19 protein-coding genes and 1 pseudogene are annotated in these 14,622 nt (G+C 61.6%); 11 read left to right on the top strand and 9 right to left on the bottom strand.

What is annotated here, in order from left to right; all coding sequences use genetic code 11:
- Positions 1–43: 43 nt before the first annotated feature.
- Positions 44–658, bottom strand: coding sequence for an FMN-dependent NADH-azoreductase (locus H8S47_RS06935; RefSeq protein ID WP_187503174.1), 615 nt, complete (start codon positions 656–658; stop codon positions 44–46).
- Positions 659–751: 93 nt separating this feature from the next.
- On the opposite strand from H8S47_RS06935, the gene H8S47_RS06930 reads away from it, so the two are divergent.
- The 3 genes from H8S47_RS06930 (at position 752) to H8S47_RS06920 (ending at position 2,426) form a co-directional block, all read left to right on the top strand.
- A complete protein-coding gene (locus H8S47_RS06930; RefSeq protein WP_187503173.1) occupies positions 752–1,147 on the top strand; it encodes a winged helix-turn-helix transcriptional regulator in 396 nt (131 codons plus the stop codon).
- 137 nt (positions 1,148–1,284) lie between these two features.
- Positions 1,285–1,839 carry a TetR/AcrR family transcriptional regulator gene (locus H8S47_RS06925; protein WP_187503172.1) on the top strand — a complete coding sequence of 185 codons (555 nt, stop codon included), beginning with the start codon at positions 1,285–1,287 and terminating at the stop codon, positions 1,837–1,839.
- 56 nt (positions 1,840–1,895) lie between these two features.
- Positions 1,896–2,426, top strand: coding sequence for an SRPBCC domain-containing protein (locus H8S47_RS06920; RefSeq protein WP_187503171.1), 531 nt, complete (start codon positions 1,896–1,898; stop codon positions 2,424–2,426).
- Between the two features lie 218 nt (positions 2,427–2,644).
- On the opposite strand, the gene H8S47_RS06915 is transcribed toward H8S47_RS06920, so the two are convergent.
- Positions 2,645–3,031, bottom strand: a complete 387-nt coding sequence (locus H8S47_RS06915) for a winged helix-turn-helix transcriptional regulator (protein WP_187503170.1) — start codon at positions 3,029–3,031, stop codon at positions 2,645–2,647.
- 103 nt (positions 3,032–3,134) lie between these two features.
- Between H8S47_RS06915 and H8S47_RS06910 the strand changes: the two genes are divergently transcribed.
- Positions 3,135–3,977 (top strand): enoyl-CoA hydratase/isomerase family protein, encoded by an 843-nt coding sequence (locus tag H8S47_RS06910; RefSeq protein ID WP_187503169.1) that lies wholly within the window; start codon positions 3,135–3,137, stop codon positions 3,975–3,977.
- A gap of 137 nt (positions 3,978–4,114) precedes the next feature.
- Here H8S47_RS06910 and H8S47_RS06905 read toward each other — a convergent pair whose 3' ends face one another.
- Positions 4,115–4,276: an adenine nucleotide alpha hydrolase family protein gene (locus H8S47_RS06905; protein ID WP_187503168.1), complete on the bottom strand. Its 162-nt coding sequence runs from the start codon at positions 4,274–4,276 to the stop codon at positions 4,115–4,117.
- Between the two features lie 352 nt (positions 4,277–4,628).
- On the bottom strand, positions 4,629–5,333 hold the full coding sequence (locus H8S47_RS06900; RefSeq protein ID WP_187503167.1) for a TetR/AcrR family transcriptional regulator: 705 nt from the start codon (positions 5,331–5,333) through the stop codon (positions 4,629–4,631).
- Positions 5,334–5,433: 100 nt separating this feature from the next.
- On the opposite strand from H8S47_RS06900, the gene H8S47_RS18655 reads away from it, so the two are divergent.
- The 3 genes from H8S47_RS18655 to H8S47_RS06890 all read left to right on the top strand — a co-directional run bounded on the left by H8S47_RS18655 (position 5,434) and on the right by H8S47_RS06890 (position 6,734).
- Positions 5,434–5,913, top strand: coding sequence for an NAD(P)H-binding protein (locus tag H8S47_RS18655; RefSeq protein WP_214654984.1), 480 nt, complete (start codon positions 5,434–5,436; stop codon positions 5,911–5,913).
- A 129-nt stretch (positions 5,914–6,042) separates the two neighbouring features.
- The gene (locus tag H8S47_RS18650) at positions 6,043–6,309 is read left to right on the top strand and encodes a Rossmann-fold NAD(P)-binding domain-containing protein (RefSeq protein WP_214654983.1); all 267 of its coding nucleotides are present in this window, start codon (positions 6,043–6,045) and stop codon (positions 6,307–6,309) included.
- Positions 6,310–6,323: 14 nt separating this feature from the next.
- Positions 6,324–6,734, top strand: a complete 411-nt coding sequence (locus H8S47_RS06890) for a VOC family protein (protein WP_187503166.1) — start codon at positions 6,324–6,326, stop codon at positions 6,732–6,734.
- Positions 6,735–7,060: 326 nt separating this feature from the next.
- Here H8S47_RS06890 and H8S47_RS06885 read toward each other — a convergent pair whose 3' ends face one another.
- The 5 genes and pseudogenes from H8S47_RS06885 to H8S47_RS06865 form a co-directional block, all read right to left on the bottom strand.
- The gene (locus H8S47_RS06885; RefSeq protein ID WP_328805451.1) at positions 7,061–7,621 is read right to left on the bottom strand and encodes a flavodoxin family protein; all 561 of its coding nucleotides are present in this window, start codon (positions 7,619–7,621) and stop codon (positions 7,061–7,063) included.
- Positions 7,622–7,686: 65 nt separating this feature from the next.
- The gene (locus tag H8S47_RS06880; RefSeq protein WP_187503164.1) at positions 7,687–8,007 is read right to left on the bottom strand and encodes a DoxX family protein; all 321 of its coding nucleotides are present in this window, start codon (positions 8,005–8,007) and stop codon (positions 7,687–7,689) included.
- Positions 8,008–8,057: 50 nt separating this feature from the next.
- Positions 8,058–8,948, bottom strand: a complete 891-nt coding sequence (locus H8S47_RS06875; RefSeq protein ID WP_187503163.1) for an SDR family NAD(P)-dependent oxidoreductase — start codon at positions 8,946–8,948, stop codon at positions 8,058–8,060.
- A 99-nt stretch (positions 8,949–9,047) separates the two neighbouring features.
- On the bottom strand, positions 9,048–9,956 hold the full coding sequence (locus H8S47_RS06870) for a LysR family transcriptional regulator (RefSeq protein ID WP_187503162.1): 909 nt from the start codon (positions 9,954–9,956) through the stop codon (positions 9,048–9,050).
- Between the two features lie 290 nt (positions 9,957–10,246).
- A pseudogene (locus H8S47_RS06865) lies at positions 10,247–10,549 on the bottom strand (transposase); the annotation flags it as partial.
- Between the two features lie 65 nt (positions 10,550–10,614).
- On the opposite strand from H8S47_RS06865, the gene H8S47_RS06860 reads away from it, so the two are divergent.
- The 4 genes from H8S47_RS06860 to H8S47_RS06845 all read left to right on the top strand — a co-directional run bounded on the left by H8S47_RS06860 (position 10,615) and on the right by H8S47_RS06845 (position 14,533).
- Complete coding sequence (locus H8S47_RS06860; RefSeq protein WP_214654989.1) at positions 10,615–10,824, top strand: hypothetical protein; 210 nt, start codon at positions 10,615–10,617, stop codon at positions 10,822–10,824.
- 240 nt (positions 10,825–11,064) lie between these two features.
- A complete protein-coding gene (locus H8S47_RS06855; RefSeq protein WP_187503161.1) occupies positions 11,065–11,805 on the top strand; it encodes an ABC transporter ATP-binding protein in 741 nt (246 codons plus the stop codon).
- Positions 11,802–13,241 carry an ABC transporter permease gene (locus H8S47_RS06850; RefSeq protein WP_187503160.1) on the top strand — a complete coding sequence of 480 codons (1,440 nt, stop codon included), beginning with the start codon at positions 11,802–11,804 and terminating at the stop codon, positions 13,239–13,241. The genes H8S47_RS06855 and H8S47_RS06850 overlap by 4 nt, the downstream gene beginning before the upstream one ends.
- Complete coding sequence (locus H8S47_RS06845; protein WP_187503159.1) at positions 13,238–14,533, top strand: DUF3526 domain-containing protein; 1,296 nt, start codon at positions 13,238–13,240, stop codon at positions 14,531–14,533. The genes H8S47_RS06850 and H8S47_RS06845 overlap by 4 nt, the downstream gene beginning before the upstream one ends.
- Positions 14,534–14,622: the final 89 nt, after the last annotated feature.

Here is a 14,622-nt window from a genome sequence, read left to right as displayed (position 1 = left end):
GGAATTAGCCCGGCCGAACCCACCGCGGCCGGGCTTGTTGACGTCAGGCTGCGAGATGCTCCACGGCATTTCGCGCCGACGCAATCGCCTTTGGGCGAGCAGCGGGGTCATTTAGGCCTTCGGCGATGACTGCCTCTATGTCTCGAACGCCAATGAAGCCTAAGATAGCCCGCAGGAGAGATTCCGCATGCTCGGCGGCCTTGAACGCGCCCTCTTCACCATAGTATCCGCCGCGAGCGATCGCGAGGATGACGCGCTTGCCACCTGCCAGGCCTTCGGGGCCGTTCGGACCGGGCTTGAAGGTCGTGCCGGGAATGACGATCCGGTCAAGCCACGCTTTCAGCTCGGACGAAAACGTGAAGTTGTACATTGGTACGCCGATCACGACCGTATCCGCGTCGATGAACTCCTGCAGAACAACGTCGCTCTCGTCACGTTGAGTCTGCTGCGCCTGGTCGAGCATTGATACGGTATTTGAGAGCGGGTGTGCCGAAGGCGCGGTCACCGCGGTGAAGTGCGGCAAATCCTCCGCGACGAGGTCGCGATAGGTTACCTGGTGTTGGTCGCTTCCCCCGAGTTGCGCGACGATAAGCGCGGATAGCTCGCGCGATACCGAGCGAGCGCCGGTGATGCTGCTGTCGACGTGGAGAATTTTCATGGATAAGGTTCCGATTGTTGCGTCGGTTATGGTATGTGCCTGCCTCAATCCCCCCGCAAGAACGCACAAATTTGATACCGAAGGCACAAAATTGTGACTGACGTCGCTGTCGAAGAGAGCGCCACACGGCGTGAACCCGCCACCTGCCTCAAGGTCACGCAGGTGCTCACGCGCATTGGCGACAAATGGGCCGTCCTGATCATCGTTATGCTGCGCGACCGAGGATATCGGTTCAATGAACTCAAACGCGGGATCGACGGCATCTCGCAGCGAATGCTCACCCTGACTCTGCGGAACATGGAACGTGACGGTCTGGTGACGAGGACCGTGACGCCGTCGATCCCGCCACGTGTTGACTATGAACTGACGGAAATTGGCCGTTCGCTCGCGGGGCCAGTCCAAATACTTGGGGATTGGGCTTTCGAGAATCTTCGCGGCATTGCCGCCTCGCAAGCTGCCTACGACGCGCGGGAAGATGCTGGTCGGTAGGCCACCGCGGCATCGTCGGGGGACACGCGTGATGCCGCAACGCCATTGCGTCAAGGGCCGGAGCTTCGGCGTAGCAGGCTAGCACGGAGGCCATGAAGCGTGTCAGGACCGATGGAGAAACGACAGGACTTGCTGGTATGAACGATAACATGAGTGACCGTCGAAGCCGCATCCTAGCCGGCGCGAGAGCGGCATTTCTGCGTTTCGGTTTTCAGCGGACCAGCCTTGCCGACATCGCTTCAGGGGCGGGAGTATCGCGAACAGCGATCTATCATTATTTCACGAACAAGGATGAGGTCCTGCGAGCAGTCGTCGATGAAATGAATGCAGGTACGCTACAGGCGTCCCGCAAGGTGCTTGATGAACAGCACTCGCTTGAGGTTGCCGTGATCGAGCTGCTGGACGCTAAATTCGGACGTACTCTCGCGTTACTAAAGGAGAGCCCCCATGGCGCCGAACTGATCGACGCCACACACCGCCTGATCGGGCCGACTGCTGCTGTTGCCGACGCCGCCTTCGAAGCGTGCATCGTTGAAGCTCTGGTAGCGGGCGGCAGGGCGACGGATGCCGACGCTGTTGCTGACACGATCGTCGCCGCAGCAAAGGGTTTGCTCCAAAGCGCCGATGGGTTGGTATCGAGAGAGCGGTACATGCAGCGCATCCGCCGGTTGGCGCGGTGGGCCACGTACTGACTCTTTGACTCTTAGGGAACAAGTCGTCAAACTCTCCATGCAATGGAGTTATTGACATGCTGCCTGACCAGACATCGCCCGCCAGGTTGGTGCCCGACCGCAGAATCGATTGGCCCAAGGAACACGAGCCCGCTTCGGCGCGCGTTTTTGCCCAGAACACTATGGATATTGCTGCCCCTCCTGAAATCGTTTGGAAGATGCTGATCGACTGCAGGCGATGGCCAAACTGGTATTGCCATTGCTCGGACGTGTCGGTTTTGCGCGATGGGCCGCTACTGGGGGCGACGTCTCAATTTCGCTTTAAAACCTTGGGCTTTTACTTTGAGCCGGAGATCGTAAGATATGAGCCATTCCGCCTGCTAGTATGGTCGGCCAACGGGCCGGCGGGCACTAGCGGCGCGCACGCATGGTACATCGAGCCGACGTCTAACGGATGCCATGTGGTGACCGAGGAATCACAGCGGGGCCTGTTGTTGTGGATTATCGGGCACCGGACCCGCACAAGATTGCTGACGGCACATGAGGAATGGCTGCGCGCTCTCAAGGTCCTGGCGGAGAACGATGTATTGCGGCAGCCCCCGGCTTAGAGGCTGTTACGACAGTCCTGCAGTTTGATGAATAGGAGCTGCCTGATCCCTTCGAGCGTCGTTGTATCAAACCGCGGGATCAAACCCAGGCGGTCGCTGCTGAAAAGTTTTGACAACCGTTGAATAGATAATCGCTATGTGTGTGCGTTCAATGCTATTGTCAGCAGCACAATATAGCTACGTCTTTCGTGTAGGGATTGCTCGTAAACAAGGAATACTTAGCTTTCGATGCGAGCATCGTAGGCCTCTTGTTGCTCACGTATCGCCGACATGCTTTCTGTGGTCCATTTTAGCAAGGATGTGAACGGCCCGTTCAATGACCGGCCCAGCGGGGTTAGTGCATATTCCACACCTAACACTCGGCCATTGATTATGGTGCGGGAGATTAGGCCGTTGCGTTCGAGCTTACGCAATGTGTGGGTAAGCACCCGCTGCGTCACACCGTCGAGCCTCCGCTTTATGGCATTAAAACGATGCGGCTCGCCAAGCAGAACCGCGAGCACCATCATCGACCATTTGTCGGCAATTTGGTCGATGATGACTCTACTCGGGCAGTCAGATCGGAAAACGAAGTAATTGTCGAAAACTGCGGTATCCTCAAACATACCAGGGATGCCCTATGTGCGTAATTGATGTCAGGTATGAGATGGATACCTTGTAGTGAGGCATCGGGCAAACGGCTCGCTGTCACATTTCCAAAGGAACCACATGACCGAGCTATCTTACACAAAGTTGCGTATCACCCAGCAAGATCGGGTCGCTACCGTCACCATCGATAACCCACCGATCAATGTTCTTGATGTAGGCCTGATGAGTGAGGTGCGTCGCTTCCTCACCTCGGTGCACGACGATCCAGAAATCCGGGTAATCGTTTTCGAAAGCGCGGATCCAGAGTTCTTTCTGGCTCATGTCGACATGACGCTGGGGGAGCAGCCTCAAGCCTTGCAAGAGTTGCAACGTAACGTTCCTACAGGCCTGAACCCATTTCAGGCTTTCGCAGAGGCTCTACGTGCTCAGCCGCAAGTTACGATCGTCAAACTTGCCGGTCTCGCACGCGGGGGCGGTGCGGAGTTCGTTGCAGCTGTCGACATGGCGTTCGCCGCCGAGGGGCAGGCTGGTCTAGCGCAATGCGAGGCGCTGATGGGCATCATACCGGGGGGTGGCGCTACACAATATCTAAGCCAGCGTATGACACGAGGCAGAGCACTTGAGGCGATACTGGGTGCCGACTTGTTTGATGCCAAGTTGGCCGAACGATATGGCTGGATCAACCGCGCCCTTCCTGCTGCTGACTTGGACAGCTTCGTTGCTCGCATCGCTGCAAATATCGCAGCGCTTCCTGATGGCGTCATTGCTGCCGCAAAGCGGGCCGTGCCATACAGCGATCCCGACGACGGGTTCGAGCGGGAAAGTGAGAACTGGATGAACCTAGTTTTTAGTCCAAGTGTCGGTCAGCTTATGATGAAGCAGCTCGCGGCGGGCGCTCAGACGCGTGACGGGGAGCGTGACCTTGAACACTTGTTGCGAGGCGTTTCGGCCAATTACGTCTGAGTTTCACCCCGAGTGGAGCTTCGGCAACGCTCGGGTTTTACTTGGCCCGTTCTCACGGCTTGTCGACGCCCAACCGGGAAGATATCGACCGATCCCGCTAACGCGCCGACGCCCCGATCAGCATCATCGGAGGCAGCTCAGATACCGGTCAAACGCTCGACAATGATCCTGACTGCATCGCGCTCTAACGGACGCCAGTCGATCGCGTCATAGATGCCGATTCCTTCGTCCTGCGCATCGAGTGCGCGCGCCGTCAACGGATTGAAGAAAACTTCTAATGCTGCCCGGCTGTTGTTCATCCACTGCTGTAAGACCACAGCGACTGCGGATGGCGAGCGGCAAAGGCATAGAGTTCGTAGCTCAGCAGGAGCGTACGCGGGCTCTGCCCATACCGAGCCGGCTATAATGTCTACCACCGCCGCCCATGCTTCATCCCGGTCGTGAGCGTCATACACGCGGCCGTGCCCACAGGGACGGCTAATGCGTTATAGGGATCAATCGTTTGGAAAGGCGCCTATCGGGCAGCTCGCCCCGAAAGATCCTCTCGCAGTTTACCACATGCCAGTGTTCAAAAGTGGGAACATTCGAGATGTCCGAAACTCAGTATTCTTGCGACACGCCTTTGGCAGGCGCCCTTGCAACCTCACTCGCTTAGGCGAGGCGATCCAGCAATTCACACAGCAACAGGCGTTCGCCCGGTGTCAGCCCCTTGGCGGTATCAAGGTGAGCCCGCAGTCCGACCGCTAATGATGCCAGATCGGCATGGTCCTGCGTGGGCAAGCTCGTCACGATAGATGCGAGTACGGCATCCCGGGTCGTAGGCGACAGCTGCGGGTCGCGCTCATCCTCGGGGAGGGCAAGCAAGGTCGTCACCGCGCCGACCCCGGCAGCATGGATCAACGCCACCGCGCGCTCTACAGGCATTCGCAACCGGCCTGCTCGCGCGATACGCTCCACCCGCTCGCGCAGGATTGCGATGCCAGCAAGCATGGCCGGTGATCCAGAGGCCGGCGCCCCCACCTCGTTCATGATCGCGAACACGGCCGGATGGGCAAGGCCGAAGGCGACATAGCTGTCCCAGGCGTTCGCCAGGTTCTGCACCGGATCGGAATGTGGCGGCAGCGCGGCCTTGCCCGCGATGAACGCCGCCTGCCCATGTTCCGCCACCGCGTTCAGCAGTCCGCGCTTGTCCCCGAACAGGCGGTACAACGTGGGGGCCTGGACCGATGCCGCCGATGCCACGGCACGCGTGGTCAAAGCGGCAATGCCGCCGCTAGCGATGATTCTGGAGGCCGCATCGAGCACCCGAGCCCGAAGGTCCCCTCCCCCCGCCTCGCCTTCAAATCCGATGGTCATAGTGCCGAATAACATCGATCAGGCACGATCGATAGCAACGATTGCGCTGCTCAGATATCGCTGATAGTTATATGTTGTTTCCAGTGATAAGGATTTGGCCATGATTGTCGTTACCGGGGCTACCGGCAAGCTTGGAAGGGCCATCGTCGAGGACCTGCTACAACGCCTTCCTGCCAATGAAGTCGTTGCCAGCGTCCGCGATGCAGACAAGGCGAAGGGTCTCGCCGCCCGCGGCGTGGACGTTCGGACAGGCGATTTCGCCGACGCGGGCGGCTTGAGAAAGGCGTTTGCAGGAGCCGGTCAGGTCCTGATCGTGTCGGCCGATAAGCTTGGCGAGGAGGCGCTGCAACTCCACCGAACCGCGATCAACACTGCCCAGGATGTCGGCGTCCACCGTATCCTCTACACCAGCCATATGGGTGCACGGCCAGCTTCGCCCTTCCTGCCGGCCGACCAGCACGCCGGCACCGAAGCGGACCTTGCGGCAAGCGGGTTGACCTACACGTCGTTGCGCCACGGCTTCTATGCCGAAAGCTGCTTGCAGATGATCGGGGACAGCCTGCGGACCGGCGACCTGTGAACGCCCGAGGATGGGCCAGTAAGCTGGACGGCGCGTGCCGATCTGGCGGAAGCGGATGCAGCGATCCTTGCGGGCGACGGGCAGTGGGACGGCATCACGCCTCCGCTCACCGCCAGCAGGGCTATAACCATGGCCGAGTTGGCGTCGATCGCTTCGGAAGTGCTTGGCCGTGACGTGCGACATACGATCGTGTCGGACGAGGGGTGGCGGAACGGCAAGGTCGCGGCCGGGATGCCCGCCATATACGCCGAGATGCTGCTGGGGACGTTCCGGGCTGCCCGCCGCGGGGACTTCGCCGCCACTGACCCGAGCTTGGAACGGCTGCTCGGTCGGTCTCCGCGCACCATGCGCGAGGTGCTGACGGCATCGCTCTTTCTATCCCCCAATCAATACTGACAGGAAAATCCTCAATGATTGCGCTTTCAGGAATCCACCACATTGGCATCGTTGTCGAAAGCGTCGAAGCGAGCGTGACCTGGTATGTCGACAACCTCGGTTTCGAGCGTCTGTACACTTTTGGATGGCCTGGTGTGCAGGCAGCCTTCATCGGTCGAGGCAGTCTCAAGATCGAGCTGTTCCAGAACGAGCAGGCGACGCGCATGGCGGAGGACAGGCGCCGTGCCGAAACGAACCTGAGGATCGGCGGTATCAATCACTTCGCAATCGAAGTCGTGGACCTCGATGCGACGGTTGCGGCGTTGCAGCAGAAGGGCGTCGAAGTGGTGTCTCCGCCGCGCGAGGTTCCCAACAGTGGCGGCAGCCACTTCGCCTTCATCCATGACAATGAGCAGATGCTTATCGAACTTTTCCAGCCCGCTTGAAGATGTGGTGACCGATTCATTGCCGGTCGCCATTCTTCCTAGAAAGGCATTCATGGTCTTCTCAACCATAAATCGCGAATGAGAGCGATCGCGGTGTGAGCGCGTCCGATATCGCAAGAGGCGGGACATATGCGACGTCCGTGACTTGCGAGTTTGGCGACAAGGCCGCTTTCCCGTTTTTCGTCACCCTTCATTTCGGGAAAGCGCAATCGGGGATAAATTTGGGAAAGCGCCTTACAAGATGCCGTGAGACCCTGCTGGCCACCCTTGGCTACCCCGACTGGCCTCCGTTTGCGGGAATGTCGCGCTGCTCCGCGTCTTGACATTCATTGTGTCCAGGCAGTCGGCGCGATCGCGAGGCGGGCGGCGATCTCAGCGACCCGGAGGCCGTAGAGGCGTCCCGTCTCAAGGTCGCCGGCCGACATTTCGTCAGCCGCTGCATCGGCGTCGCACTGCGCCATCGGCGCGATGTACAAGCCCATCCTGTTGAGATCGTCGCGCTTCGACGCCTTCAAATTGGCCGGCTTCATTGCGAGGCTGACCCACAGACCGCCATGCTGCCCGGCCAGCAGAACGAAATATTGCAGTGTGTTGAGCTTATCGCCATTCATGCTGGCGCTGTTGGTAAAGCCGCCGAAGACCTTGTCCTTCCATGCCTCGGCGAACCAGGGCTTGGACGAGGTGTCGGCAAACCTTTTGAACTGCCAGCTTGGGCCGCCCATGTAGGTAGGCGATCCGAAGATGATGGCGTCGGCCGCATCGAGCGTATTCCAACCGTCCTCCGGAATGTTGCCCTGTGCATCGATCGCGATCAGCGAGCCGCTGGCACCGTCTGCGACGGCCTCGGCCATGCGCCTCGTATGGCCATAGCCCGAGTGAAAAACGATGACGGTCTTGGTGCTTGCTTGAGTCCTGTCGCCTCCTTGGCGCGATGGATCACTGGATTGTTGGATCAGGACGTTGTCGCCGCGCTCACGAGCAGGGCAGCAAACACGCCAAGCGGTGCTAAATGCGAGAACTCCCGACGGCGCACGATCGTGACGGTAGCGACCGCGATGATAACCGCGCCAAGCGCCATTCCGATGCTCCGGCCGGCAGGAAAAGCAATCAGCGCTGCGGCCGCGATCTCGACACCCCCGGTCACGCGGCACCACCAACGCGGGTATCCCCACCGGGCGAAGTCATCCTGCGTGGCGCGTGTACCGATTGCATTAAACAGCCCTGCGCCGACTAACGCGATAACGAGCAGCCATACAGCGATACTGTGCAGCATTCCAGCACTCCTTCAACGTTTGGCGGCAGCGGACAGGCTGGAGTTCAGGGCTATGCGGCTGCTGCGGCGTAGGAGCGCAGTTCGTCGATAATCGAGTGCCGCGACGGGCGCCAGCCAAGCTCACGTTCCGCCAGTTCGCCCGAGACCAGTTGATCGCACGCGATCGCGTCCGCAAAGCCCCAAAGAGCCTGCCGTGCCTCATCCAGCGGCCATTCCGCCACCTGTCCCCCGGCGCCAGCGCCATAGCTCGCGGCACGGGCAATCTCGACGAGCGGAATAGCCGGGCCGTGGGCGCCGTTGAAGATCGACGCGGCCGGTGCCTTCTCAAGCGCGAGCAGGTAGAGGTCGGCCAGGTCGTCGGCATGGACGCACGTCCAGCGGTTCTGGCCGTCGCCGACGTAGCGCGCGGCGCCGTGCTCCCTGGCGGAGGCGTACATCATCATCGCGGTGCCGCCATGGTCGCCAAACACCCAGGCCGGGCGGATCACGACCGGATGGACGCCATCGGCCACAGCGCCGAGGATTTCCGATTCCAGCGCCTGGCGAAAGCGCACCAACTCGACGGGATGCAGCGCGTTATTCTCGGTCGCGGGCGTGTCGCCGGTCGCGCCGTAGACCAGGCATCCACTCGTATAAATGAAGCGCTTGGACGTCCCGCGGAGCGCGTCGATGATCGCGCGTGTCGCCCACTCGTCATAAGCCGCCGTGTTCTGATCGCTCGGCGACGCAGCATGGACGACCGCATCGACGCTCCCGGCGGCGTGGGCGACGCTGGCCGCGTCGGCAAGGTCGCCGTGGATTGCCTGATAGCCTTGCTGGGTCAGCTTGGCCGCGCTCGCCTCCGAACGCGTAAGGCCCACGACGTCATGTCCTGCGGACGCTAGCCGACGCGCGACCGCGCCGCCGATCAAGCCCGTCGCACCCGTTACCAATACCCGCATGTCACCACCTCATCGCCTTTGTGCAGCGACCTAGAGCGGAACGGCGGCCCGCGTGAAATCGCGAGAAATGATACGGCGACATCAGCGTGGCCGATGGTATCAGGCCGAGGCGGCGATCTCGGCGATGCAATCGCGCAGCCAGACCGTGGCGGGATGATCGTCGACCCGACGATGCCACATCATCGCCAGCGGCCACTCCGGCAGCGCGATCGGCGGTTCGTGCACGGCGACGCCGAGATTGGCCGCTGAGAACCTCCGGGCGACCCGAGCGGCGACCGTCGCGACAAGATCCGTCTCAGCAATTACGAACGGCGCGACCAGGAACTGCGGCAGGCTCAGCACGACGCGACGTTCGAGACCGAGCGCGGCCAGCTTGCGGTCCACCAAACCTGTGCGATCACCTTCCGGCGACACCAGCAAATGAGAGGCTGCCGCGAAGGCCTCGACGCCCGCGCCTTTCGCAAAGGCCGTGTGCCCAGGCCGCGCGATGCACGCGAATCCTTCCTGAAGCAGCAGGCGCTTGAGGATGCGAGCTGAGGCGTCGACCGGGACGCTGATCGCCATGTTCGCTTCGCCACTGTCAAGAAGGTCGACAACTTCATCTTTGCCGAAGATGCCACGCACCCGCACATCGAGACGAGGCGCCGCGACCGCTAGCCGCGCCAGCAGCGGCGGCAACAGAACAAAGGCGGCATAATCGGTCATTGCGATCGTGACGACGTGATCGACGGTCGCCGGATCGAACTTATCGTCCTGAAGAACCGATCGCATGAGGCGGAGTGCCGCCGCGATCGGACCGGCCAAGTCATCGGCGCGCGGCGTCGGTTGCATCCCCGTCGGCGATCGTACGAACAGTTCGTCCGAGAACACCTCGCGAAGTCGGGTAAGCGCACCGCTCATGGCCGATTGACTCAGGCCGATGCGCTGGCCCGCACGAGTGACGTGGCGCTCGGCGTACAGGGCATCAAATGCCTTCAACAGGTTCAGGTCAAAGCCGGCGACGTCCATCGAGCCGTGATAGGGCTTTACGGCCAGCCGCGGAAGCGGCCGAGGTGTTCTCCAAACTCAATCCCGTTTGAGAAAAGCGGCAGCTAAGCAATGTCGGCTATTGCCACCCGCTTTCCTGAAAGTCGCCGTTCCACTTTCCTTCCCATTATCGCCGTTCAGCGGTCAAATATTTGAAAAACCCAGTCGCAATCACGACTGTGCGATAAACAGGTGAGACTGTTGAAAAAGGCCTGCGCGAAATCGGCGTGGCGGATGGCTGGTGACGCCGGCATGGTAGGATACGCCGCGTATCAGGCCGGCGCAGCCTGCCGGGCGAGCAGCTGAAGGTTGTATGCCGCGGCGGCCATGGTGAACTCCTCGGCGGCTCCTGACAGGCCTCGCAGCTTGAGCGTTCGTATTCCCAGGTTGCGTTTCAGGTGGCCGAACACGCGCTCGATCCGCTGTATTCGACGCCGTGCGTGCACATAGGCGTCGGTGCCGGCAAGGGCGCGCACGGTATCGCGGGCTTCCTCGCTAACGAGCCGGGTGACACCTCGCTTCGGACCGATGGTGCATTGCGGCTTCAGCTCGCAGGCGGCGCAATCGGCTGCTCGCCGCGTCGCTGCTAGAACCGGAAAGCCAGGACTCCTTCCTTGCCTGGGGCTTCTTTCCCGAGGCAATGGCAGGAGCGCAAGTGGCGGAAGCGTTCGTGTCGGCGCCGCTGGCCGAAGCGATGCTCGCGGCCGACCCAACACTGCGTCCGGCATTCGAGGCGAAGCTCGCTGCCGATCCGGCTTTTGCTGCCGATCCGCAAGCACGGCTGACCTGGTTCGCGGAGCGGCTACCGAACAGTCAGGTGCGCGTCTATCCCGTCCGCCGTGAGGAGTGACCGCAATATCGCTTCCCAAAGGTGCGGAAGTCGCTTGCTGGCTAGCTAGGGCCACAACCACTTGTTCTGGCACCAGAGCGATGAAGAACCTGTCGAACGAATAGTTCAACAAGGGATAGTCGTTAGAAGCGCCGACCCGCGTGTGGCGCGCTCCCAGCGCCCTTTCTCACCATGCGATGTTGCAACGCGGTAACAACGCCGTATGATACGCTATATCATGTCGCTTGCAGATTGAGGCCTATGCCCGATAATAACGGTAACCCTATCGCTATCCACGAACTGGCGCTTGCCTACGGCGACCATCGCGTTCTCGACGGTCTATCGCTCACTGTTCCCGCCAGCAGCATCACGGCGTTGCTGGGTGGCAACGGAGCGGGCAAGTCGACCACCTTGTCCGCTCTGCTTGGCTTTGTGCGCGCCGATGCGGGGCAGATCGCGGTCTGCGGCATCGATCCAGGTGCTGACGCTGACGCGGCACGCCGACGCATTGCCTATCTTCCCGAGAATGTCGCGCTCTACGAGCATCTGAGCGCCGTTGAGAATGCCGATTACCTGTTGGCACTCGCCGATCAACGTCAGGACCGAGGAACGATCACCGCTGCGCTGGCTGCTGCCGGGTTGCAGGACCGGGCGTGGGACCAACGGCTGGGCGGCTTTTCCAAGGGTATGCGGCAGAAGGTTGCGATTGCAGTGGCGCTGCTGCGCGAAGTGCCGGTGCTACTGCTTGATGAGCCGACCTCTGGTCTCGACCCGCGCGCAACCGCCGACTTCAACGCGCTTCTCCTGAAAGTGCGTGACCGTGGCACCGCGGTGCTCATGGTAACGCACGACCTCTTATCTGCCGCCGATGTCGCCGACCGGATCGCCTTCCTTGAACAGGGCCGAATCGTCGAGGATGTCACGGCCACCGGGTCCGAACGGTTCGACATTCGCGCCCTGCACGCGCGGTTCCAAGTCGGCGTAGGGACCCGTGCGGCGTGAGTGCGACTCACCTGATTGCGCGTGACGAACTTCGGTTGATGGCACGCAACCGCGTCGCGGTGATCGCGCTTGTTCTGCTCGTCCTGCTGACCCTGGCGGCTGTACTCAGTTCATGGTCGCACCAACGCGGCGTCGCTGAGCTGCGCACGCGGCATCAGCAGGTGGCTGCTGCGGCGTTCAAGGCTCAACCTGATCGCCACCCGCACCGCATGGTCCATTACGGCACCTTCATCTATCGCCCGCTCGGGGCGTTGGCTGCGTTCGATCCCGGTGTCGACGCCTTTACGGGCAACAGCATGTTCCTCGAAGGCCACCGCCAGAACAGCGCCAATTTTGGCGACGTGCGGCAAAGCTCCTTGCTGGTCCGTTTTGGGCAACTCACCCCCGCCTTCGTCCTCCAGGTTGTAGCGCCGTTACTCCTGATCTTCCTGGGCTTCGGCGTGCTGGCGCGCGAGACCGAGCGAGGGACACTGCGATTACTGATGCTGCAGGGTGTCTCGCGCGGACAGCTGGTGCGCGGCAAGCTTGCCGCGCTCGGGATCGTGGCCGTGATCGTCGGATTGCCGGCGATGGTAGGTTTTGTCGCAGTCGTCGCGCAACCCGGCACGCTAGCGTTGCCAATGGCGGCCATCGGACTTGGCTATGCGCTGTATCTTGCCCTGTGGGTCGTCCTGATCCTGCTAGCGTCGGGCTTTGCTCGGCGCGGGCGCGATGCCCTCCTTGCACTGCTGGCAATATGGACGGGCGCGGTCGTGCTGCTGCCGCGCATCGCCCCCGACATCGCGGGGGCCGCGGTGCCGCTCCAGAACCGTCTTCAGACCGATGTCGCCATCGCGCGAGACCTGCGCCAGCTGGGCGACAGTCACAATCCCGACGATCCGCATCTGGCAGCCTTCAAGCAGTCGGTCCTGCAACGCTACGGCGTAACCCGGGTCGAGGATCTGCCGGTGAACTACAAGGGATTGCTGGCGATGGAGGGGGAGCGGCTGACGTCCGGTCTGTTCGATCACTATGCAGGTGCCAGCTTCGCGGCACAGACCGCTCAGAACCGGTTGGTCGATGCGATCGGTGTGCTAAGCCCGACGATCGCGATCCGCGCGCTGTCGATGGCCGCGGCGAACACCGACTTTGCCGGACATCGCCGCTTCCTCGAACAGGCGGAGGCGTATCGCTACGCCCTTGTGCAACGTCTCAACCGGATGGAGGCGAAGAACGTCAGCTACGCCGACGATATAGCCGAGGATGCGGGTGCCGATCGCCGCAAGCGGATCGCAGCGGACAATTGGCAACATATGCCTGATTTCGCCTTCGTTGCGCCAAGCGCCGCGGCGCTCGCGACCGCAGCGCTGCCCGGGATCATTATTCTGGGACTGTGGCTGGCGGTAGCCACACTGTTGCTCACACGGGTGACCCGTCGTCTAGGAGCCCGTCAATGACGCTGTGGATGCATGAACTGCGCCTGCTGCTCCGTGCGCGACTAAGCGTCGCGGCACTGATCCTGCTGGCCATACTCACTGCCGCTTCTGTCACCGCGGGCATGGTGGAAACTTCCCAGCAGCGTACCGCGATCGCCGCGATCCCGGCCGCGCAGTCCGAAGATATCGCGGCCGTTGCCGACTATGTCGATCGGACCAAGGACGGGGGCAGTGCGGGCTATTACAGCTTCCACCCAACCTGGGACGCACCCTCCCCGCTGGCCTTCGCCGCAATCGGGATGCGCGACGTCACGCCCTATATTTTGCGCGTCCGGGCTTTGGGATTGGAAGCACAAATCTATGACGGCGACGTCTTCAATCCTGAGCTCGCTTTGCCAGGCCGGTTCGATTTTGCGTTCGTCCTCGTCTTCCTCGCGCCGTTATTCGTGGTGGCGTTGTTCCATGATCTGACGTCCGGAGAACGCGAGGCTGGGCGGCTGCGGATGCTGGATGCTCTACCGCGGGGTGGCGCAAAGCTGCTGCGTCGACGTATGCTGCTGCGTATCGCGCTGCTATGGGCGGCGCCTGCCGTGCCCTTCCTCGTTGCCGCGGTAGCGTCTGGTGTCGGGGGCGCAGCGATCTTTGCGGTTCTCTCCGTAATCCTCGCTTACCTCCTGTTTTGGATGGCGCTCGCCGCATTGGTCGCGAGACTCCGCTGGAGCTCGGTTGCAAACGCTGCAACGCTCGCAGCGTGCTGGCTTGTGCTGGTGCTCGTCCTGCCGACACTGGCGCACGTCGCAATCAACCGCGCCGTGCCGATCGGTCAGGGCGCAGAGATCGCGCTTGCCCAGCGCGAGATGGTCAACCGCGCCTGGGACATTCCTCGCGAAACGACGATGCGCCGCTTCTATGCCGGTCATCCTGAATGGGCGGACTCTGCTCCGCTCGGGTCGGCCTTCCATTACAAATGGTATTTCGCCTTCCATCAGCTTGGTGACGAAAGCGTCGCGACCAAGGTCCGCGCCTATCGAAGCGGGTTGGAACGCCGCGATGCCGCTGCGCGCATGCTTGGGTGGGTGCTGCCTTCGGTGGGAGTACAGGCTTTGCTGACCCGGCTGGCTGATACCGACGTGCGCGCACAGCTGGCATATCAGGACCGAGTGCGTGCCTTCCACGCCAGGCTGCGCAATTTCTACTACGGGTATCTGTTTCGCGACCGGCCGTTTGGCAGGGTCGACTTCGGTCGGGCACCGATCTTTGCCGCTCGCATGAATACAGCGGGTGGATCAAACGAGGCCGCTTACCGGCCCTGAAACCACCCTTTACGGCGGTGAACGGCTCACCCGGAGCTAGCAGGCTGTTCGCTGATCAAAACACGGCCATCGGCAGCCTGAGCAACATA

The organism is Sphingomonas albertensis, assembly GCF_014358075.1.
Taxonomy (GTDB): domain Bacteria; phylum Pseudomonadota; class Alphaproteobacteria; order Sphingomonadales; family Sphingomonadaceae; genus Sphingomonas; species Sphingomonas albertensis.
This window is presented reverse-complemented; position numbering and strand designations above follow the sequence as displayed.

Excerpts from the sequence above, each read along its gene's own strand:
- H8S47_RS06935 (WP_187503174.1), bottom strand. The coding sequence starts at position 658 with ATGAAAATTCTCCACGTCGACAGCAGCATCACCGGCGCTCGCTCGGTA.
- H8S47_RS06925 (WP_187503172.1), top strand. The coding sequence starts at position 1,285 with ATGAACGATAACATGAGTGACCGTCGAAGCCGCATCCTAGCCGGCGCG.
- H8S47_RS06920 (WP_187503171.1), top strand. The coding sequence starts at position 1,896 with ATGCTGCCTGACCAGACATCGCCCGCCAGGTTGGTGCCCGACCGCAGA.
- H8S47_RS06915 (WP_187503170.1), bottom strand. The coding sequence starts at position 3,031 with ATGTTTGAGGATACCGCAGTTTTCGACAATTACTTCGTTTTCCGATCT.
- H8S47_RS06910 (WP_187503169.1), top strand. The coding sequence starts at position 3,135 with ATGACCGAGCTATCTTACACAAAGTTGCGTATCACCCAGCAAGATCGG.
- H8S47_RS06905 (WP_187503168.1), bottom strand. The coding sequence starts at position 4,276 with ATGAACAACAGCCGGGCAGCATTAGAAGTTTTCTTCAATCCGTTGACG.
- H8S47_RS06900 (WP_187503167.1), bottom strand. The coding sequence starts at position 5,333 with ATGACCATCGGATTTGAAGGCGAGGCGGGGGGAGGGGACCTTCGGGCT.
- H8S47_RS18655 (WP_214654984.1), top strand. The coding sequence starts at position 5,434 with ATGATTGTCGTTACCGGGGCTACCGGCAAGCTTGGAAGGGCCATCGTC.
- H8S47_RS18650 (WP_214654983.1), top strand. The coding sequence starts at position 6,043 with ATGGCCGAGTTGGCGTCGATCGCTTCGGAAGTGCTTGGCCGTGACGTG.
- H8S47_RS06890 (WP_187503166.1), top strand. The coding sequence starts at position 6,324 with ATGATTGCGCTTTCAGGAATCCACCACATTGGCATCGTTGTCGAAAGC.
- H8S47_RS06880 (WP_187503164.1), bottom strand. The coding sequence starts at position 8,007 with ATGCTGCACAGTATCGCTGTATGGCTGCTCGTTATCGCGTTAGTCGGC.
- H8S47_RS06875 (WP_187503163.1), bottom strand. The coding sequence starts at position 8,948 with ATGCGGGTATTGGTAACGGGTGCGACGGGCTTGATCGGCGGCGCGGTC.
- H8S47_RS06870 (WP_187503162.1), bottom strand. The coding sequence starts at position 9,956 with ATGGACGTCGCCGGCTTTGACCTGAACCTGTTGAAGGCATTTGATGCC.
- H8S47_RS06860 (WP_214654989.1), top strand. The coding sequence starts at position 10,615 with ATGGCAGGAGCGCAAGTGGCGGAAGCGTTCGTGTCGGCGCCGCTGGCC.
- H8S47_RS06855 (WP_187503161.1), top strand. The coding sequence starts at position 11,065 with ATGCCCGATAATAACGGTAACCCTATCGCTATCCACGAACTGGCGCTT.
- H8S47_RS06845 (WP_187503159.1), top strand. The coding sequence starts at position 13,238 with ATGACGCTGTGGATGCATGAACTGCGCCTGCTGCTCCGTGCGCGACTA.